General features: G+C 74.1%; 17 protein-coding genes and 1 pseudogene. 11 read left to right on the top strand and 7 right to left on the bottom strand.

The window, feature by feature from the left end; genetic code table 11:
- The first annotated feature begins 74 nt into the window (after positions 1–74).
- Positions 75–584 carry a GNAT family N-acetyltransferase gene (locus tag ACWEPF_RS07800; protein WP_452171860.1) on the top strand — a complete coding sequence of 170 codons (510 nt, stop codon included), beginning with the start codon at positions 75–77 and terminating at the stop codon, positions 582–584.
- 136 nt (positions 585–720) lie between these two features.
- Here the strand turns inward: ACWEPF_RS07800 and ACWEPF_RS07795 are convergent.
- The 3 genes and pseudogenes from ACWEPF_RS07795 to ACWEPF_RS07785 all read right to left on the bottom strand — a co-directional run.
- Positions 721–1827: pseudogene (locus ACWEPF_RS07795) on the bottom strand (MFS transporter); the annotation flags it as partial.
- Positions 1824–2798 (bottom strand): hypothetical protein, encoded by a 975-nt coding sequence (locus ACWEPF_RS07790; RefSeq protein ID WP_452171859.1) that lies wholly within the window; start codon positions 2796–2798, stop codon positions 1824–1826. The pseudogene ACWEPF_RS07795 and the gene ACWEPF_RS07790, both read right to left, overlap by 4 nt.
- Before the next feature lie 64 nt (positions 2799–2862).
- Complete coding sequence (locus tag ACWEPF_RS07785) at positions 2863–3975, bottom strand: alkene reductase (protein ID WP_452171858.1); 1113 nt, start codon at positions 3973–3975, stop codon at positions 2863–2865.
- Positions 3976–4093: 118 nt separating this feature from the next.
- Here ACWEPF_RS07785 and ACWEPF_RS07780 point away from each other — a divergent pair, with 118 nt between their 5' ends.
- Together ACWEPF_RS07780 and ACWEPF_RS07775 are read left to right on the top strand one after the other, a co-directional pair.
- Complete coding sequence (locus tag ACWEPF_RS07780; RefSeq protein WP_452171857.1) at positions 4094–4981, top strand: AfsR/SARP family transcriptional regulator; 888 nt, start codon at positions 4094–4096, stop codon at positions 4979–4981.
- On the top strand, positions 4903–7164 hold the full coding sequence (locus ACWEPF_RS07775; RefSeq protein ID WP_452171856.1) for an ATP-binding protein: 2262 nt from the start codon (positions 4903–4905) through the stop codon (positions 7162–7164). The genes ACWEPF_RS07780 and ACWEPF_RS07775 overlap by 79 nt, the downstream gene beginning before the upstream one ends.
- A 19-nt stretch (positions 7165–7183) precedes the next feature.
- Here ACWEPF_RS07775 and ACWEPF_RS07770 read toward each other — a convergent pair whose 3' ends face one another.
- Genes ACWEPF_RS07770 through ACWEPF_RS07760 form a run of 3 tightly spaced genes read right to left on the bottom strand, consistent with a single transcriptional unit; the run spans position 7184 to position 8629 of the window.
- On the bottom strand, positions 7184–7435 hold the full coding sequence (locus tag ACWEPF_RS07770) for a type II toxin-antitoxin system RelE family toxin (RefSeq protein WP_452171855.1): 252 nt from the start codon (positions 7433–7435) through the stop codon (positions 7184–7186).
- Positions 7432–7686, bottom strand: a complete 255-nt coding sequence (locus ACWEPF_RS07765; protein WP_452171854.1) for a type II toxin-antitoxin system Phd/YefM family antitoxin — start codon at positions 7684–7686, stop codon at positions 7432–7434. Before ACWEPF_RS07765 ends, ACWEPF_RS07770 begins: the two co-directional genes overlap by 4 nt.
- A gap of 49 nt (positions 7687–7735) precedes the next feature.
- Positions 7736–8629 carry a LysR family transcriptional regulator gene (locus ACWEPF_RS07760; protein WP_452171853.1) on the bottom strand — a complete coding sequence of 298 codons (894 nt, stop codon included), beginning with the start codon at positions 8627–8629 and terminating at the stop codon, positions 7736–7738.
- Positions 8630–8860: 231 nt separating this feature from the next.
- Here ACWEPF_RS07760 and ppk2 point away from each other — a divergent pair, with 231 nt between their 5' ends.
- The 3 genes from ppk2 (at position 8861) to rpsD (ending at position 11993) form a co-directional block, all read left to right on the top strand.
- The gene (gene ppk2 / locus ACWEPF_RS07755) at positions 8861–9685 is read left to right on the top strand and encodes a polyphosphate kinase 2 (RefSeq protein WP_345279025.1); all 825 of its coding nucleotides are present in this window, start codon (positions 8861–8863) and stop codon (positions 9683–9685) included.
- Positions 9686–9716: 31 nt separating this feature from the next.
- Positions 9717–11066, top strand: a complete 1350-nt coding sequence (locus ACWEPF_RS07750) for a replication-associated recombination protein A (RefSeq protein WP_452171852.1) — start codon at positions 9717–9719, stop codon at positions 11064–11066.
- 312 nt (positions 11067–11378) lie between these two features.
- Positions 11379–11993, top strand: coding sequence for a 30S ribosomal protein S4 (gene rpsD, locus ACWEPF_RS07745; RefSeq protein WP_345279029.1), 615 nt, complete (start codon positions 11379–11381; stop codon positions 11991–11993).
- On the opposite strand, the gene ACWEPF_RS07740 is transcribed toward rpsD, so the two are convergent.
- A complete protein-coding gene (locus tag ACWEPF_RS07740; protein WP_452171851.1) occupies positions 11981–14140 on the bottom strand; it encodes an ATP-binding protein in 2160 nt (719 codons plus the stop codon). The two genes, rpsD and ACWEPF_RS07740, sit on opposite strands and share 13 nt — an antisense overlap.
- 241 nt (positions 14141–14381) lie before the next feature.
- Between ACWEPF_RS07740 and ACWEPF_RS07735 the strand changes: the two genes are divergently transcribed.
- From ACWEPF_RS07735 to mltG, 5 genes are all read left to right on the top strand, one after another.
- On the top strand, positions 14382–14861 hold the full coding sequence (locus tag ACWEPF_RS07735; protein ID WP_452171850.1) for a DUF948 domain-containing protein: 480 nt from the start codon (positions 14382–14384) through the stop codon (positions 14859–14861).
- A 5-nt stretch (positions 14862–14866) separates the two neighbouring features.
- Positions 14867–15307, top strand: coding sequence for a DUF6167 family protein (locus ACWEPF_RS07730; RefSeq protein WP_380150337.1), 441 nt, complete (start codon positions 14867–14869; stop codon positions 15305–15307).
- Complete coding sequence (alaS, locus tag ACWEPF_RS07725) at positions 15307–17976, top strand: alanine--tRNA ligase (RefSeq protein ID WP_452171849.1); 2670 nt, start codon at positions 15307–15309, stop codon at positions 17974–17976. Before ACWEPF_RS07730 ends, alaS begins: the two co-directional genes overlap by 1 nt.
- Positions 17976–18458 (top strand): Holliday junction resolvase RuvX, encoded by a 483-nt coding sequence (ruvX, locus tag ACWEPF_RS07720; RefSeq protein ID WP_345279039.1) that lies wholly within the window; start codon positions 17976–17978, stop codon positions 18456–18458. The genes alaS and ruvX overlap by 1 nt, the downstream gene beginning before the upstream one ends.
- Before the next feature lie 114 nt (positions 18459–18572).
- Complete coding sequence (mltG, locus tag ACWEPF_RS07715) at positions 18573–19763, top strand: endolytic transglycosylase MltG (RefSeq protein WP_452171848.1); 1191 nt, start codon at positions 18573–18575, stop codon at positions 19761–19763.
- Positions 19764–19794 lie beyond the last annotated feature (31 nt).

Raw genomic sequence — 19794 nt, 5'->3', positions numbered from 1 at the left:
TGGCCCCGGTGGATGCGACTCGTCGCAACTGCCGGGGCCGCTCCGTCGTCCACAATGGCGTGGAAGGAACACCGATGACCGTCAGCACCAGAGTCGAGCTCCCCGAGGACGCGCCCGCGACCAGACGGGTGCACATGGCCGCGTTCCCCGGCCCGGACGAGGCCGACCTGGTCGACGCGCTGCGCCGCGACCACGCCTGGCTGCCGGAGCTCTCGGTGGTCGCGGTGGACGAGCGGGACCTGGTGGTCGGCCACGCCCTGCTGACCCGGCTGGAGGTCGGCGGCGGTGAGGCACTGGCGCTCGCCCCGGTGGCGGTCGCGCCCGAGTGGCAGCGGCAGGGGGTCGGGCAGCTGCTGGTGCGGGCCGTGCTGGAGGCCGCCGCGGCGGCGGGCGAGCAGCTGGTCGTGGTGCTCGGGGATCCGTCCTACTACGGGCAGTTCGGCTTCACACCGGCCGCCGAGCACGCGGTGACCGGGCCCTTCGAGGTGCCCGCCGAGTACTTCCAGGCGCTCCGCCTGCCGGGGGCCAACGGCTCCACGCCGAGCGGGCACTGCCGCTACCCGGAGCCGTTCGGCTCGCTCTGAGCGTGAGCAGGCCTCGACGGGAGGCGGCCAGACCGAGGGCCGCTTCCGGCAGGACGAGCGCCAGCAGCAGGAGCAGCGGTGCCGTCCAGCCGCCGGTGGCGGTGCGCAGCAGACCCACCGTCAGCGGGCCGAGGGCAGCCAGCCCGTAGCCCGCCGTCTGGGCCAGCCCGGAGAGCCGGGTGGCGGTCGCCGGGTCCGGGGTGCGCAGGCCCAGCAGGGTGACGGCGAGCGGGAACCCGATGCCGTTGGCCACCCCGAGCAGCACCACCCAGAGCCAGGCCGCCTGCGGTGCCAGCAGCAGCCCGGCCAGTCCGAGGGCGGTGGCGGCGGAGACGGCGGCGGCCAGCGGGCGTTGGTCCGGCAGCCGGGCGGCGAGCAACGGAGCGGCGAACCCCAACGGGATGCCGACCAGCAGGAAGACCGAGAGCATCGCCCCGGCCTCGGCGGCGCCGTGCCCCTGATCCCGCAGCAGGGTGGGGAGCCAGGCGGTCAGCACGTAGAACATCAGCGAGACCAGCCCGAGGAAGCCGGCCACGGCGAGGGCGAGCGGCTCGCGCAGCAGGGCAGCGCCCCAGGGGCGCGAGGAACTGCGCGCTGCGGAAGGCTCGGACCTGTCTGCCGGGTACGGGCGCTCACCTGCAGGTGGATCTCCGTACCCGGCACGCGGGTCATGTTCTTCCGCAGCGCGCAGTTCCTCGCGCCCCCGAGGCGGCCCGTCCGCCTCGTGCCCCCGCCCCCAGAGCAGGGCGGCCGCGAGGGACGGGACGGCCCAGAGGGCGAGGGCCGCGTGCGGGCCGGTGGCGCGGGCCAGGGGGACGGCCAGCGCGGCGGCGAGGGCGGCGGTGCCGGACATCGCGGCCATGGCCAGGCCGGTGGCGGGGCCGGTCCGGCCGGGGAACCGCTGCTTGACCACGGCGGGGAGCAGGACGTTCCCGACGGCGATGCCCGCGCCCGCCAGGGCGGTGCCGGCGAACAGCGCGGTGCCGGAGGGGAGGCCCCGGAGGAGTTGACCCGCCGTCAGCAGCGCCAGGGCGGCCGCCACCGTCGCGGAGCTGCCGAAGCGGCGGGCGAGCGGCGCGGCGAACGGGGCGACCAGGGCCAGGCAGAGCACGGGCAGGGTGGTGAGGGCGCTCGCGGCGGCCCCGCCGAGGCCGAGGGCGGGCAGCAGCGGGGGGAGTGCGGTGAAGGCGGCCCGCAGGTCGGCGGCCAGCAGGACCAGCCCGACGGCCGCCCGCCGACTCACGCGGCCCGGCCCCGGTAGGGGCAGGAGAGCTGCTCCAGGATGGTCTCGGAGAGCAGGTCCTCCTGGCCCTTGAGGGCGTCGGCCACCTCCTGGTCGACCGGGAAGACCAGTTCGGCGGCGACGTTGTCCTGGACGATCCGGGCCAGGTTGTCCAGCGCGGTGGCCACCGGGTCGGCTGGGAGCTGGGCGGTGGTGATGTCGAGCAGGTGGTCGTCGGCCCGGGCCGGGTCGAGGAAGCGCCGGATGACGATGCTGTTCTGGTTGAGCACGGCGGTGGTCCAGATCGAGAGCACCACCACGTAGAGGTCCGGCCACTCCCGCTCGCCGACCCGCTGCCGCCAGCGCCGCATCAGCCGGCCGACCCCGGCGATCTGGGCCCGGGCGGCGTGCGCCATGTTGGTGCGGATGTCGGCGTACACGGAGCCGGTGAACTCGGTGAAGGACTCGACGGTGAAGCCGTCCCGGGCCGTGGAGGTCTCCGCGAACTCCACCGCCGCGTCCAGGATCCGCCGCGAGGAGGCCTCCAACTCCTGCGGCAGCCCCGCCGCTTCGAGGAGGCGGCGGGCCGTGCCGAGCGTCCCGGCGAACTCCCGCAGCGGCCCGGCCCAGCCGGCCGCCCCGGTCGGTCCGCTCAGGTACGGGGCGAGGATCGAGAAGACGCCGAGCGGGACGTGGGCGATGGACTTGGCGAGTTCGAACTCCTCGGCCAGCGGGTGCAGGCTCTCCCGCTCGCCCCGGTGGATCAGGGTGTAGCGGCCGCCCCGGGAGTCGTTCTCCACCACGATCACCGGGCTGAGGTGCGGGGTGAGGTCGGCCTTCAGGGCCGCGTAGGCGCTGCGCATCCCGGCGTTGACGGCCAACAGGGAATCCCGGGCCCGCCGGGTGGGGTCGGAGCGGAAGGCGACCAGGTCCAGGTCGTGCGGGTCCACGTCCTGGCCGTGGTCGTTCCGGGTGGGCGGGGCGGTGGCCATGGTGATCCTCCGTCAGGGTCGGATGCACCCACCCTGGCCGTCCCGCCGTCCCGGCCGTGAGGGTTCAGCGTCCCGCCCCGGTCCCGGCCGGCTCCAGCGCGGGGTAGTCGGTGTAGCCCGTCGCCCCGCCGACGTACATCAGGTGGGCGTCCCGGATCGGGTTCAGCGGTGCGCCGGTGCGCAGCCGGGCGACCAGGTCGGGGTTGGCGAGGAAGGCGCGGCCGAGCGCGATCAGGTCGGCGCCCGCGGCGAGCAGCCGCTCGCCGGCGGCGCGGCCGCCGTCCACCGGGAGCGGGCCGGGCCAGGGGAGCACCGGGTTGGCGATCAGGGTGCCCGGCCAGGCGCGGCGCAGGGCGTGGAAGAGCGGCTGCTCCGGATCGGCGAAGACCACGTGCAGGTAGGAGAGGCCGCCGAGCCCGGCCAGCGCCTCGACCAGGGCCGGGTAGACCTCCTCGACGTCGTCCTCCGCCATGCCGTTGGCGGTCACGCCGGGGGCGATCCGGACGCCGACCCGCTCCGGGCCGATGGCCTCGGCGACCGCGCGCACCACCTCGACGGTGAAGCGGATCCGGTTCGCGACGGAGCCGCCGTAGCCGTCGGTGCGGCGGTTGGTGTGCGAGGAGAGAAACTGGTGCAGCAGGTAGCCGTTGGCGGAGTGCACCTCGACCCCGGCGAAGCCCGCCTCCACGGCGCGGCGCGCGGCGGCGGCGAAGTCGGCGACGGTGTCGCGGACGTCCTGCTCCGTCATCTCCCGCGGCACCACGGTCTCCTGGTGCCCGGAGGGGGTGAAGATCGTGCCGGGCAGCGGGACGGGGGAGGGCGCGAGCGGGTGCAGCCCGGTGGTCTCCGGGTGGCCGACCCGGCCGCCGTGCTGGAGCTGCAGGTACATCTGGCCGCCCTCGGCCCGGACGGCCTCGGTGACGCGCCGCCAGCCGGCGACGTGGGTCTCGTCGTGGATGGCCGGGATGTCGGGGTAGGTGGCGCCGACCGGGTTGGGGGTGGCGGCCTCGGCGATGATCAGGCCGGCGGTGGCGCGCTGGGCGTAGTAGGTGGCCATCAGCTCGGTCGGGATGCCCTTCGAGTCGGCCCGGTTGCGGGTCATCGGGGCCATCACCAGGCGGTTGGCGAGGCGGAGCGCGCCGAGACGGGCGGGCTGGAAGAGGTCGGTGCTGGTCATGGCTGGCTCCTCGGGAGGTCTTTCGTTCCGTTGGCCTGACGATCGCTCAACTCGCTTCGGGAGCACTGACGGTCCGCTGACGGCGGGCTGATGATCTTGGCTGTGTAGGGTGGGCCGCATGAGGTACGGGGTGCTCGGTCCGCTGGCGGTGTGGGACGCGGACGGTGCGGTGGTGCCGGTCCCCGAGGCCAAGGTGCGGACGCTGCTGGCGGTGCTGTTGGTCCACGAGGGACGGGCCGTGCCGACCGACCGGCTGGTGGACGCCCTCTGGGGCGACGCCCTGCCGGGCAACCCCGCCAACGCCCTCCAGGCCAAGGTCTCCCAGCTGCGCCGGGCGATCGGGCGCGACCGGGTCACCCACCAACCGGCCGGGTACCGGCTGGAGTTGGCGGAGGGCGAGCTCGATGCGGGCGCCTTCCGCACCCGGACGGCCGGGGCGCGGCTGATGGTGGACCCCGGGGAGCGGGCGACGGCCCTGGGTACGGCACTGGAGCTGTGGCGCGGCGAGCCGTACGCCGACTTCGGCGACGAGGAGTTCGCCCGGGCGGCGGTGCAGCGGCTCGCGGAGGAGCGGCTGTCGGTGGAGGAGGAGCGGGCCGAGGCCCGGCTGGCGGCGGGCGATCCGCTGCTGGTGGGCGGGCTCGCCGAACTGGTGGACCGTCACCCGCTGCGGGAACGGCTGCGCGCGGTGCAGCTGCGGGCGCTGTACCGGGCGGGGCGGCAGGGGGAGGCGCTGGCCGCGTACGGGGAGCTGCGGGCGCTGCTGGCCGAGGAGTTGGGGATCGATCCGGGGCCGGAACTGACGGCGCTGCACGCGGCGATCCTGCGGCAGGACCCGGCGCTACTGCCTGCACCGGCGGAGCTCCGCGGTGGGGCGGCCGTGGTCGTGGTCGCGGGCGGCGGTGCGGCGGTGCGGCGGTGTTGCCGGTGCCGCGGACGGGGCTGGTCGGGCGTGGCCCGGCGCTGGACCGGCTCGTCCACCTGCTGCGAACCGAGCGGCTGGTGACGCTCACCGGCCCCGGCGGGGTGGGCAAGACCCGGCTCGCGCTGGCCCTCGCCCACCGGCTGTCGGAGGATCCGCAGGAGGACGTCCGGCTGGTGGAGCTCGGTCCGCTGCCCGTCGGCACGGCCGACCTGGCCCAGTCGGTGGCCGCTGCCCTGGGTGTCCAGCAGGCCGCGATGCCGCTGGCGCCCGACTCGGCCGCCGCCTCGCTGGCCGCCGCGCTGCGGGGGCGGCGGACGCTGCTGGTCCTGGACAACTGCGAGCACGTGATCGACGCGGCCGCCGCGCTGGTCGCCGAGCTGTTGGCGGTGGCGCCCGGCCTGCGGGTGCTGGCCACCAGCCGGGAGTCGCTGCGCCTCCCCGAGGAGACCCTCCACCCCGTCACCCCGCTCGAACCCGCCGACGCCGCACGGCTGTTCACGGAGCGCGCCACCGCTGCCGCCCCGGGCTTCGGAGCGAGCCCGCAGGACGCCCGGACCAGGGAGGCCGTGGAGCTGATCTGCGGCCGCCTGGACGGCCTGCCGCTCGCCCTGGAGCTGGCCGCGACCCGGGTCCGGTCCATGGGCGTACGGGAGTTGGCGGACCGGCTGGGCGACCGGTTCCGGCTGCTGGCCTCCGGGCAGCGCGGGCTGCCGGCCCGGCAGCAGACCCTGCGCGCGGTGATCGACTGGAGCTGGGACCTGCTCACCGAGCCCGAACGCGCCGTGCTGAGACGGCTCTCCGTCCCCGTGGCGGGGTGCACCTTGGCGGCCGCCGAGGCGGTCTGCGCGGCGGACGGCACACCCGCGTGGGAGGTCCTCGACCTGGTCGGCCGGCTGGTGGACCGCTCGCTGGTCGACGCGGTGCACGGAGCCGACGGCCCGCGCTACCACCTGCTCGAATCGGTGGCCGCCTACGCGCGCGAACGCCTCCACGAGGCGGGCGAGTCGGGGTCGGCGGCCGACCGCCACGCCCGCCACTACGCCGACCTGGCGGTCCGGGCCGAACCCGCACTGCGCGGCCCGCACCAGCGCGAGTGGCTGGCCCGGCTGGACGCCGACGCCGCCAACCTGCACGCCGCACTCCACCGTGCGGACCCGTCCGGCGCCGCCCGGCAGGCCGCCGCGCTCGCCCCGTGGTGGCTGCTGCGCGGCCGCCTGCACGAGGCCCGCACCACCCTCGCCACCGTCCTCGACCGGCTGCCGCCCGGGACCCCGGGCGAGGGTGAACTCCGGCTCCAGTACGGCGCGTTCGCGATGCTGACGGGGCACCAGGCAGCTGGCGGGGAGGGCCCGGTCGCGGAGATGCCCGACCCTGGCCGGCGCGGGCGGGCGCTCTGGCTGCACGGCTACGGACTGCACCACGCCGGCGACCCGGTGGCCGCACGGGAGGTCGCCGTCCGGGCCCTGGAGCTCTGCGAGGCGGCGGACGACGCCTGGGGCACGGCCGCCGTCCGGGCCCTGCTGGCCGTCACCGCCCTGGTGGCAGGCGACCTGGAGGCAGCCGGGCGGGAGGGCCGGGCGGCCTCCCTGGCCTTCCGTCAGCTGGGCGACGCCTGGGGCGAGTTGCAGACCGTTCCGGTGCTCGCCGCACTGGCCGAGATCGCCGGGGACCACACCGCCGCGGCCACGCTCCAGACCGAGGGCCTGGCCCTCGCCGAGGGGCTCGGCCTGGCCGCCGAGGTCTCCGCCCGGCTCGGCGGCCTGGGCCGGCTGGCCCTGCTGGCCGGCGACTGGGACAGGGCCCGCGAGCTGCACGAACGCGCCCGCCAGGCAGCCGTCGCCCAGGGCTACCTGTACGGCGAGGTGTTCGCCCTGATGGGACTGGCCCTGGGGGCTCGGCGAGCGGGCGAGCTCGACGAGGCCGAGCGCCACCTGCGCACGATGCTCGACGACTACCCGTCGTCCCTCGCCGGGAAGCACCTCCTCCACGTCGAGCTCGGCTTCATCGCCGAACTCCGCGGCCAGGCGGCCGAGGCAGCGGACTGGCACCGCAAAAGCCTGTCGTACGCGAGGGAGTTGGGCGATCAGCGAGCCGTGGCACTCTCCCTGGAGGGCCTGGCCGGAGCCGCCGTCCTCGCCGCCGACCCGGCCGAGGCCGCCCGCCTGCTGGCCGAGGCGGACGCCCTCCGCCGGGCGAACGGCGGCCCGCTCCCGCCGGCGGAGCGCGGCGACGTCGACCGGATCACCGCCGCTGTCACCCTGTGAGCAGGCCGCGGTGCAGAGGTCAGGCCACGCGGCCGAGGTTGACGATCACGATCGTCACGGTGCTGTCGGCGATCTCGTACATGACCCGGTAACGGCCGACGTGCATGCGGCGCAGGTCGGGCGAGCCGTATGCGGCGGAGCCGGTCGGCCGGGGATCGTCGGCCAGGAGGTCGACGGCGTCCATGACCTGGCGCAGCTCGTCCGGGTCGTCCTTGAGGAAGCGAGCTGCGGCGTTGATCGCGTGCTCGTCCCAGGTGATGCGGTGGGTCACCCGCGGTCCAGGCCGAGCTGGGTGCGGACGTCGTCGTGGGCGACGGTCACGACGGTGCCGGCGGCCTGGCGGGCGCGGTACTGGGCCAGTGCGAGGGCGTCCTCGAGGTCGGCGAGTTCCTGGGGGTTGATGAGGACGGCGGCGGGCTGGCCGTGGTCGGTGATGACGATCCGCTCACGGCCGTGCGAGGCCCGGCGTACCAGCGAGCCGAACTTGGCCCGCGCTTCGGTGATCGGCAGCGTATCGCTCATGACAGAACTGTACACTTCACGCGCCTTCGTGGCGCCCGAAAGCCGGTACCTACAGCTCGAAGGTGCTGCGGCAGCTCTCGATGAAGGCGGCCATCGCCGCAGTGAGCGGGCGGTCGCGGAGCCAGTAGAGGCCGACGTGGCTGGGGGAGAGGCCGGTGACCTCGCGGTAGACCACGTCGGGGCGTGAGGCGAGGCGGCGCATGGCCGAGGGGGCGAAGCCGATGCCCTGGCCGCAGGCGACGGCGGCGAGCCATTCGTCGGCGTTGTGGACGACGGCGCCGATCCGGGCCGGGCGGCCGCCGCGTTCGGGGCAGCCGAGCCAGTAGTCGCGCCAGAAGCCGGCCTCGGCGGGGATGGCGACGAAGGGGTCGTCGAAGAGCTCGGTGGCGTCGATGGTCGCGCGGTCGGCCAGGGGGTGGGAGACGGGGAGGACCGCGAGCCGGGGGGAGGTGGCGAGGCGTTCGCCGGCGAACTCGGGGGAGAGGTCGGCGGGGGCGTGCCAGAGGGCGAGGTCGATCTCGCCGCTCGCCAGGCCGGAGGTGACGTCGAACCAGTTGTTCTGTCGCATCCGGGCCTGCCAGCCGGGCATCCGCCGTTCGAAGTCGGCCATGGTGGCCAGGCTCATCAGGTTGACGGTGGCCCCCTCGAAGCCGACCCGGAGCACTCCCTCGGCCTCGGTGGCCGCCTGGCGGACGGCGCGGACGGCGCCGTCCCAGCCGGCCAGCAGGGCGGGGACCCGGCGGGCGAGCTCCTCGGCGGCCTGAGTGGGCGTCACGCCGGTCCGGGTGCGCTCGAAGAGCTGGACGCCGAGCAGGGCCTCCAGCTGGCGCACCTGCTTGGTGAGGGCGGGCTGGGACACCAGCAGCCGGGCGGCGGCGGCCGTGAGCTGACGCTCCTCGTGGACCGCCGCGAAGGAGCGGAGCAGCCGGGTGTCGATGTCCATGCCGTCAGGTTATGGAAGGGGGAATTGGACCGGTCCACCGGGGCTGGGGCAGAGTGGGCCACCCGTCGCGGGGGTCCGGTACCGGCAGCACAGGGGACGGTCGGTCCCGGGCGCCCCGCGCCGTTCCCACGCAGTTCGCCCGGAGTTCGCACGCAGTGCGCGGCCGACCTGCGACCGGGCCTGATCCGCCGTAACGTGAGTGCCCATCAGCACCCGTGAGCGGAGGGCCGGATGGCGTCGAAGTCCCCCAAGCCGAGCAGCACGACGAGGCTCCCGAAGAAGCCGTACGAGCGCGAGCTGCTCCGGCTCCAGGGCGAGCTGGTCAAGCTCCAGGAGTGGGTGCGGGCCGAGGGCGTCCGGCTGGTGGTGGTCTTCGAGGGCCGGGACGCGGCCGGCAAGGGCGGCGCGATCAAGCGGGTCACCGAGTACCTCAACCCCCGGGTGGCGCGGATCGCCGCACTCCCGGCGCCGACCGAGCGCCAGCGCAGCCAGTGGTACTTCCAGCGGTACGTGGAGCAGCTGCCGGCCGCCGGGGAGATCGTGCTGTTCGACCGGAGCTGGTACAACCGGGCCGGGGTGGAGAAGGTGATGGGCTTCTGCACGCCGGAGGAGTACTGGCAGTTCCTGCACCAGTGCCCGACCTTCGAGCGGATGCTGATCGAGGCCGGGATCATGCTGCGCAAGTACTGGTTCTCGGTCAGCGACACCGAGCAGGAGAAGCGCTTCCGGGACCGGCTGGAGGACCCGATGCGGCGCTGGAAGCTGTCGCCGATGGACACCGAGTCGATCTCCCGGTGGGAGGAGTACTCCCGGGCCAAGGACGAGATGTTCGTCTACACCGACATCCCCGAGTCCCCCTGGCACGTGGTGGAGAGCGACGACAAGCGCCGGGCCCGGATCAACATGATCGCCCACCTGCTGTCCACCGTCCCGTACCACGAGGTCAGCCCGCCCTCCGTGCACCTGCCGGCCCGTCCGCCGGGCCACGGCTACCAGCGGCCCCCGCGCGACCTGCAGAAGTACGTGCCCGACCACGCCGCGAAGCTGGCCGACTGAACCGTCGGCGCTCTGGCATACGCTTCACAGCGTGGAACCGGACCTCTTCACCGCAGCCGCCGAGGAACGCCAGGCCCAGGAGCCCGGGCGGGCCCCGCTCGCCGTGCGGATGCGCCCGCGCACCATCGACGAGGTGGCCGGGCAGCGGCAGCTGCTCAAGGACGGCTCCCCGCTGCGCCGGCTGGTGGCCAACTCGCGCGGCCCGGCGGCGACCAGCTCGGTGATCCTCTGGGGTCCGCCCGGCACCGGCAAGACCACCCTGGCGCACGTGATCAGCCAGGCGGTGGAGGGCCGCTTCGTGGAGCTCTCGGCGATCACCGCCGGGGTCAAGGAGGTCCGCGCGGTGATCGACGGCGCCCGTCGCGCCGTCGGCATGTCCGGCCGGGAGACGGTGCTCTTCCTGGACGAGATCCACCGCTTCTCCAAGGCCCAGCAGGACTCGCTGCTCCCGGCGGTGGAGAACCGCTGGGTCACCCTGATCGCCGCCACCACCGAGAACCCGTACTTCTCGGTGATCTCCCCGCTGCTCTCCCGCTCGCTGCTGCTCACCCTGGAGTCGCTGACCGACGAGGACGTCCGGGCGCTGCTGCGCCGCGCGGTGGAGGACGAGCGCGGACTGGCGGGCGAGGTGACGCTCGGTCAGGAGGCCGAGGACCACCTGGTGCGCCTCGCCGGCGGGGACGCCCGGCGGGCGCTCACCACCCTGGAGGCGGCGGCCGGGGCGGCGCTGGAGAAGGGCGAGGCCGAGATCACCCTGGCCACCACCGAGACGGCGGTGAACCAGGCGGCGGTCCGCTACGACAAGGACGGCGACCAGCACTACGACGTGGCCAGCGCCCTGATCAAGTCGATCCGGGGCAGTGACGTGGACGCCACCCTGCACTACCTGGCACGGATGATCGAGGCCGGCGAGGACCCGCGTTTCATCGCCCGGCGGCTGATGATCTCGGCCAGCGAGGACGTCGGCCTGGCCGATCCCACCGCCCTGCAGACGGCGGTGGCGGCGGCCCAGGCGGTGGCCCTGATCGGCTTCCCGGAGGCCCGGATCATCCTCAGCCAGGCGGCCATCGCGCTGGCCCTGGCACCCAAGTCCAACGCGGCCTACCTGGCCATCGACGCCGCCCTCGCCGACGTCCGGGCCGGCCTGGCCGGGGCGGTGCCGCCGCACCTGCGCGACGGCCACTACAAGGGGGCCGCCAAGCTGGGCCACGCCCAGGGCTACCAGTACCCGCACGACCGGCCCGAGGGCATCGCCCGCCAGCAGTACGCGCCGGACGCGGTCCACGGCAAGGAGTACTACAAGCCGACCAGGCGCGGCGGCGAGGCCCGGTACGCGGACACCGTGGAGTGGACCAGGGGCCGGCTCAGGGGAGAGTCGTGACGCCTGTATAGTTGCCCGGAGTGCCTTGTCCCGGGCCCGGCGGTGAGCTTCGGCTGACCGACCGGCCGCACCAGCGGGGCGATGGCCGTGAAGTCCTCCACGGACTTCCTGGAGCGTTGCGCACCGATTTCGGTGTCGCGTGCAGCCCACCACCTCACGGCGGTGGGCCGAACGTGTGCAAGCACAGTAGTGCCCGGCTGCGGAGAGCGGCTGATCGTCCGTCATGCGGGCGGTTTTTCTCCGGGTCGCGAGGAGCAACCTCCGTCAACACCTGGTGAAGCCGTATTCGCAACTGAAAGAGGTAATGGTTCCATGGCGAACCAGAAGCGTCCCAAGGTCAAGATTGCCCGTGCGCTGGGTATCCCGCTGACCCCGAAGTCCGTCAAGTACTTCGAGGCCCGCCCGTACCCGCCCGGCCAGCACGGCCGTGGCCGCAAGCAGAACTCTGACTACAAGGTCCGTCTGACCGAGAAGCAGCGTCTGCGCGCCCAGTACGACCTGAGCGAGAAGCAGATGGCCCGCGCGTTCGAGAACGCGAAGAAGGTCGAGGGCAAGACCGGTGAGGCGCTCGTCGCCCTGCTGGAGACCCGTCTGGACTCGCTGGTCCTGCGTTCGGGCATCGCCCGCACGATCTACCAGGCCCGTCAGATGGTCGTCCACGGCCACATCGAGGTCAACGGTGGCAAGGTCAACAAGCCGTCGTTCCAGCTGAAGCCGGGCTACGTCGTCACCGTGCGTGACCGTAGCAAGGAGAAGACCCCGTTCGTCGTCGCCCGTGAGGGTGGCAACGCGGGCGAGGGCCAGACCCCGAAGTACCTCGAGGTCAACCTCCGCGCCCTGGCCTTCCGCCTGGACCGCGCCCCGCAGCGTCGTGAGGTCCCCGTGATCTGCGACGAGCAGCTGGTCGTCGAGTACTACTCGCGCTGACCTGCCGCAGGCAGAGCCGAGCCCCGCAGCCTTCCGGCTGCGGGGCTCGGCCCGTTCCGGGGCACCCGCACGGCGCGGCCGGAGGCCACCCGGGCCGCCGCCCGGTCCAGGTCCAGGGCCGCGCCCAGCTCGAAGGCCTCGGCGAACTCCTGCTCCGTCAGACCGCTCCTGGCCCGCTCCAGGCCGGTGCGGTGCGGGGTGTTGAAGGTGGTCGAGCCGCAGAACGGCTTGCCGACCGCCCGCCAGGTCCGGTGCGCCGCGCCGAGCAGCACCGCCGCCTCGTACAGGTCCGGGTCCGGGCCCTCGGTCTCCAGCACCGCCAGCACGTCCAGCGCCAGCACCACGCCGAGCAGGTCCTGGAAGAGGTGGTTCAGCCGGACGCACTCGCGGGCGTGCGCGCGGGCCGGGCGCAGCTCGCCGGAGAGCCAGGCCGCGTACGCCATCGCGTAGCGGCCGTAGGCGTAGGCCCACTGCTCGCCGTGCTCCTCGCAGACCTCCCGGACCTTCTCCAGCCAGATGGTGCCGCGCTCGGTCTCGCCCTGGAAGAGGTGCGCCACGCCGAGCTCGAACATCGCCATCAGCACGTTGCTGTTCAGCTCGCCGATCGCCTCGTAGTGCCAGAGCGCCTCTTCGAACAGCTCGGTGGCGCGCGCGAGTTCGTCGCCGATCAGGGCCGCGCAGCCCTGCCGGTGCACCGCGTAGGCGAGCGCCCGGTCGTCCCCGGTCTCCACGGCCTGCCGGTGGCACTCGGCCAGGGCGGGGCGGGCCCGGTGCAGATCGCCCTGGAGGGTGGCCAGGTAGCCCGTCACCCAGAGGGCCTTGGCCCGGGCCTCGGTCGGCTCGGGGGCCAGCGCCAGCGCGCGGTCCAGCCAGTGCCGGCCCTCGCCCAGGTGGCCGGAGCCGACCCAGTAGTACCAGAGGGTGCCGGCCAGCAGCAGGGCCAGCTGCTCCTCGCCCGGCTCGGCCAGGCTGAACTCCAGGGCGGCGCGCAGGTTGGAGTGGGCCAGTCTGGTCCGCTCGGCGGTCTCCGGCTGCCGCGGGCCGAACCACTCGACCTCGCCCCAGGTGGCCACCCCGAGGTACCAGTCCCGGTGGCGCCGGCGCAGACGCTGCTCCTCGCCGCTCGCCCGCAGCCAGCCGGCGCCGTACTCGCGCAGGGTGTCCAGCAGCCGGTAGCGGGCGCCGAGCGGGCCCTGCTCCCGCAGCAGCACCGACTTGGCGATCAACTCGCCCACCAGGTCGAGGAGTTCCTCGGCGGCCAGGCCCTCGCCCGCGCACACGTACTCGACCGCCTCCAGGTCGAAGCCGCCGGTGAAGACCGAGAGCCGGGACCAGAGCAAACGTTCCTGCGGCGTGCAGAGCTCATGACTCCAGCCGATCGTGGTGCGCAGCGTGCGGTGCCGCTCCGGGCCGCTGCGCGAACCGCCGACCAGCAGCCGGAAGCGGTCGTCCAGCCGGTCGGTGATCTGCTCCACCGAGAGCGCCCGCAGCCGCCCGGCGGCCAGCTCCACCGCGAGCGGGATGCCGTCCAGCCGGCGGCAGAGCCGGGTGGCCTCGGCCAGGTTGCGCTCGGTCAGCTCGAAGCCCGGCAGCACGGCGGCGGCCCGGTCGGCGAACAGCCGCACCGCCGCCGGGACCCGGCCCGGCTCCGCCGACACCGGCAGCGGCGCCAGGGGGTGGAGGTGTTCGCCCGCGATCCCGAGCACCTCCCGGCCGGTGGTCAGCACCCGCAGCCCGGGGGCGGCCCGCAGCAGCGCGGCGGCCAGTGCGGCGCAGGACTCCACCAGGTGTTCGCAGCCGTCCAGCACCAGCAGCAGCTCCCGGTCGGCCAGTTGCTCGACCAGCACCTCCTCCGGCTGCCGGGTGGTGGAGTCGGGCAGTCGCAGCGCCTCCAGCACCGCGTGGCCCAGCAGGTGCGGGCCGCGCACCCCGGCCAGCTCCACCAGCCGCACCCCGTCGGCGTACCGCCGGGCCGCCCCGGCCGCCGCGCGCAGGGCCAGCCTGGTCTTGCCGACCCCGCCGGGGCCGGTCACCGTCACCAGCCGACCAGCCGTCAACAGCTCGTCCAGATCCGCCAGTTCGGCCTCCCGGCCGACGAAGCTGGTCAGCTCGGCGGGCAGCCGGTGGCCGGGTGAGTCACTGCACACTGAGCCGCCCCCGTGGCCTGCAAGGGCCCGCACCCTGCGGACCACCCCGTCAACGAGGTGGCGGGGTGGGGGGTTACGAGGGCCGCCTCGGGCGGGCCGGGCCGGCCGTCCTGCCCCGGTGGGTGCTTCCGCCCCACCGCCGCGGCCGCAGGTCGAGCCGGGTGCCGCACGTAATCTCCTTGCCGAATCGCGGTAGGGTTCAACCCTGAAGTGTGGGGATGACGGCGAGGGAGCGCACAAGGTGTCCGTGGGAGAGCTGGCCGGCCTGTTGGTGGCCGTGTTCTGGGCGGTCCTGGTCACCCTGCTGGCGGTCGTCCTGGTACGGCTCTCCAAGGTGCTCCGGGAGGCGACCGTGCTGGTCGCCGCCGTCACCGAGCAGGCCGTGCCGCTGCTGACCGACGCGGGCACCGCCGTGCGCAGCGCCAACGAGCAGCTGGAGCGGGTGGACGAGATCACCGCCAACGTGCAGGACGCCGCCGCCAACGCCAACGCCCTCTCCTCCACCGTGGCCGCCACCCTCGGCGGCCCGCTGGTCAAGATGGCCGCCTTCTCCTACGGCGTGCGCAAGGCGGTGGCCCGCCAGCAGTCCGGTCTGACGCTGCCCCAGCAGGCGGGCGAGCGCGAGGAGCTGGCCCGGCTGATCCGGGCCGAGGTCCGCGCCGCCACCGCCCCGCGCCGGGGCGGACTGGTCGGCCGGCTGCGCCGCGCGGTGAAGGGCTGACGGCGATGGTGCGACGCATCTTCTGGATGGCGGTCGGCGCCGGCGCCACCGTCTGGGCCATGAACAAGGCCAACGAGGCCGTGCACCGGATGACCCCGGACAGCCTCTCCGGCACTGCCGCCCGCGGCGCGCTCCAACTCGGCGACGCCGCCAAGCGGTTCGCCGCCGACGTGCGCGCCGGGATGACCGAGCGCGAGCGCCAGCTCCGCGACGACCTGGGCCTGGACGGCACCGCCGTGGTCGAGCCCCCGCGCCGCAAGGCGCTGCGCGGTGCCGCGGCGGACCCGGCGATCGGGGCGGCGCGAGCTATCAAGGCGGCACCGGGCTCCCCGGCCGCCGCCCAGCGCCCCCGTCTCGGCAGTGCCCGCACCACCCCCTCAGACATGGATTCGACGCCGCGTCAGCTCCCGGAGCTGCCCGGCGGCCCCAACCGGAAGGACCAATGATGGAGTCGGCAGAGATCCGCCGCCGGTGGCTGCGCTTCTTCGAGGAGCGCGGCCACACCGTCGTGCCGTCGGCCTCCCTGGTCGCCGACGACCCCACCCTGCTGCTGGTCCCGGCCGGCATGGTGCCGTTCAAGCCCTACTTCCTCGGCGAGGTCAAGCCGCCCTTCCCGCGCGCCACCAGCGTGCAGAAGTGCGTCCGCACCCCGGACATCGAGGAGGTCGGCAAGACCACCCGGCACGGCACCTTCTTCCAGATGTGCGGCAACTTCTCCTTCGGCGACTACTTCAAGGAGGGTGCCATCGGCTTCGCCTGGGAGCTGCTGACCACCCCCGTCGCCGAGGGCGGCTACGGCCTGGAGCCCGAGAAGCTCTGGATCACCGTCTACCAGGACGACGACGAGGCCGAGGCCATCTGGCGCGACAAGATCGGCGTCCCGGCCGAGCGCATCCAGCGCCTGGGCAAGGCCGACAACTTCTGGTCGATGGGCGTCCCCGGCCCCTGCGGCCCGTGCTCGGAGATCAACTACGACCGCGGCCCCGAGTACGGCGAGGAGGGCGGCCCGGCGGTCAACGGCGAGCGCTACATGGAGATCTGGAACCTGGTCTTCATGCAGTACGAGCGCGGCGCCGGCTCGGGCAAGGACGACTTCCCGATCCTCGGTGACCTGCCCAGCCAGAACATCGACACCGGCCTCGGCCTGGAGCGTCTGGCCACCATCCTGCAGGGCGTCGACAACCTCTTCGAGATCGACACCACCCGGCACATCCTCGACCGGGCCGCCGAGCTGACCGGCCACCGCTACGGCGCGGCCGAGAAGTCCGACGTCTCGCTGCGCGTGGTCGCCGACCACATCCGCACCTCGGTGATGCTGGTCTCCGACGGCGTGACCCCCGGCAACGAGGGCCGCGGTTACGTGCTGCGCCGCATCCTGCGCCGCGCGATCCGCAACATGCGCCTGCTGGGCGCCACCGACCCGGTCGCCAAGGCGCTGACCGACGTCACCATCGAGGCCATGGGCCCGCAGTACCCGGAGCTCTACAAGGAGCGCGAGCGGATCACCACCGTGATCGTCGCCGAGGAGGTCTCCTTCCTCCAGACGCTCCGCTCGGGCACCACGATCCTGGACGGCGCGGTCGCCGAGACCAAGTCCTCCGGCTCCTCGGTGCTGGCCGGTGACAAGGCCTTCCAGCTGCACGACACCTACGGCTTCCCGATCGACCTCACCCTGGAGATGGCCGCCGAGCAGGGCCTCTCGGTGGACGAGGACGGCTTCCGCCGCCTGATGAAGGAGCAGCGGGACCGGGCCAAGGCCGACGCCAAGGCGAAGAAGCACGGCCACGCCGACGTCTCCGCCTACCGCGAGGTGGCGGACCGCTCCGGCGCCACCGTCTTCACCGGCTACACCGACTCGCACGGCGAGTCCACCGTGGTCGGCCTGCTGGTCGACGGCGTCTCCGCCCCGGCCGCGCACGAGGGCGACGAGGTCGAGGTCGTCCTGGACCGCACCCCGTTCTACGCCGAGGGCGGCGGCCAGCTCGCCGACCAGGGCCGGATCCGGCTGGACTCCGGCGCGGTGATCGAGGTCCGCGACGTGCAGGCCCCGGTGCCGGGCGTCACGGTGCACAAGGGCACGGTCGTGGTCGGCGAGGTGGTGCTCGGCGCCGCCGCGTACACCCAGATCGACCTGGACCGCCGCCGGGCCATCGCCCGCGCCCACTCGGCCACCCACCTGACCCACCAGGCGCTGCGCGACGCGCTCGGCCCGACCGCCGCCCAGGCCGGTTCGGAGAACGCCCCGGGCCGCTTCCGCTTCGACTTCGGCTCCCCGGCCGCGGTGCCGGGCTCGGTCCTGGTGGACGTCGAGCAGAAGATCAACGACGTGCTGACCCGTGAACTCGAGGTCACCGCCGAGGTCATGACGATGGACCAGGCCCGCAAGGCCGGCGCCATCGCGATGTTCGGCGAGAAGTACGGCGACTCGGTGCGCGTGGTCACCATCGGGGACTTCTCCAAGGAGCTCTGCGGTGGCACCCACGTCGGCAACACCGCCCAGCTGGGTCTGGTGAAGCTGCTCGGCGAGTCCTCGATCGGTGCGGGTGTCCGCCGGGTCGAGGCGCTGGTCGGCTCCGACGCGTACAAGTTCCTGGCCAAGGAGCACACCGTGGTGGCCCAGCTCACCGAGCTGGTCAAGGGCCGCCCGGAGGAGCTGCCGGAGAAGATCTCCGGGATGCTCGCCAAGCTCAAGGACGCCGAGAAGGAGATCGAGCGCTTCCGCGCCGAGAAGGTGCTCGCGCTGGCCTCCGGCCTCGCCGCGGGCGCCGAGGACGTGCAGGGGGTCTCGGTGGTCGCGGCCCGCGTCGCCGACGGCACCGGCGCCGACGACCTGCGCAAGCTGGTCCTGGACGTCCGGGCCCGGCTCGGCGCCCGCCCGGCCGTGGTCGCCGCCTTCACGGTGGCGAACGACCGCCCGCTGACCGTGATCGCCACCAACGAGGACGCCCGCTCGCGCGGCGTCAAGGCCGGCGAGCTGGTCAAGGTCGCCGCCAAGACCCTCGGCGGCGGCGGTGGCGGCAAGGACGACGTCGCCCAGGGCGGCGGCACCAACCCGGCCGCCCTGGACGAGGCGATCGCCGCCGTCAAGGGCCTGGTCGCGGAGCGCGCCCGCTGATGGAGGCTCAGGAGGAGAAGGTCTTCCGCCGGGGCCGCCGGATCGCCGTGGACGTGGGGGACGCCCGGATCGGGGTCGCCAGCTGCGACCCCGACGGGCTGATCGCCACCCCGGTGGAGACGGTCCCGGCGGGGGGCCGCTCCCAGGCCCGGCTCAAGGCGATCGCGGACGAGTACGAGGCGATCGAGGTGGTGGTCGGCCTGCCGCGCTCGATGAGCGGCAAGGAGGGCCCGGCCGCCGCCAAGGTCCGCGAGTACGCGGGCCGGCTGGCCATGCTGCTCTACCCGGTGCCCGTCCGCCTGGTGGACGAGCGGATGACCACCGTCACCGCCGCCCAGGGCCTGCGGGCCTCCGGCCGCAACGCCAAGAAGGGCCGCTCGGTGATCGACCAGGCGGCCGCCGTGGTGATCCTGCAGAACGCCCTTGAGACCGAACGGGTGAGCGGCAGGCCTCCCGGTGAGAGCGTCGTGCCGGTCGGCTGATCATCGTGCAATAGCGTCCCGGACGGGGCACCTGCGGAATGCCGCAGGTGCCCCGTTCCGCATTCCCGGGCCGTTGCGACCCCCGGGTTCCAGGGCAGCCGGAGGGGACGAGCCGTGACCGATCCGTACAGCGCGCCGGGCCTGACGCCAGGTCACCTGGGCGCCCCGGTGGTCGAACCCGAGGGCCGCACCCCGGGCCCGCCGCCCGGCGCCCCCGCGCACGACCCGCGGCGGCTGCGCACCGGCCTGGCCTGCTGCCTGAGCGTGCTGGCGCTGGCCGGGGTGCTCGGCGCCGCGGTGCTGGTCGGCTACCTCTGGTGGCCGCGGGACGAACCGGTCCGGGCGGCCGACTTCAGCGGCTCCGGCACCGGCTCGGCCCAGGTCTCGGTGGTCCAGGGCGCCACCGTGGCCCAGATCGGCCAGACCCTGGTCAAGGAGGGCGTGGTGGCCAGCACCCGGGCCTTCACCGAGGCGGCCGCCAAGAGCCCGGCTGGCAACAGCATCCAGCCCGGCACCTACACGCTCCGTCAGAAGCTGCCCGCCGCCTCGGCGTTGAACGTGCTGCTCGACCCCGCCAACGCCAACGCCCTCACCATCCCCGAGGGCCGCCGGGCCGCCCAGGTCTACGAGGCCGTGGACCAGAAGCTCAAGCTGACCGCGGGCACCACCAAGGCGGTGGCCGAGCAGCGCACCGGTGAGCTCGGCCTGCCGGCCGAGGCCGGGGGGAACCCGGAGGGCTACCTCTTCCCCTCGACCTATCCCGTCACCGCGGAGACCACCCCGCTGGCCATGCTCCAGCAGATGGTCCGTCAGGCCGGCAAGGCCCAGCAGGCGGACGACCTGGAGACCGCCGGGCCCCTGCTCGGCCGCAGCCCGTACGAGCTGCTGGTCATCGCCAGCCTGGTGCAGGGGGAGGCGGACAACGCGGAGGACATGGCCAAGGTGGCGCGGGTGGTGCACAACCGGCTGGCGAAGCGGATGCCGCTCCAGTTCGACTCCACCATCAACTACGCGCTGGGCCGCTCCACCCTGACCACCACGACGGGTGACACCAAGCTGGACTCGCCGTTCAACACCTACCTGCACCCCGGCCTGCCGCCCGCCCCGATCGCCAACCCCGGCCGGGACGCCCTGCAGGCCGCCGTCCAGCCCGCCGAGGGGGACTGGCTCTACTTCGTCACCGTGGCCCCCGGGGACACCCGCTTCACCGACAGCTTCGAGCAGCACCAGCGCAACGTCGCCGAGTTCAACGCACGTCAGGCGGCACGCGCCGCCCGTCCGTCCCCGGCGGCCACCGGCCACTGAGGGTGAGGCCGTCCAGCGGGGACGTACCCTG

This window comes from Kitasatospora sp. NPDC004289 (assembly GCF_053602875.1).
Note: the sequence above shows the minus strand (reverse complement) of the source record. Positions and strands in the feature narration are given on the sequence as shown.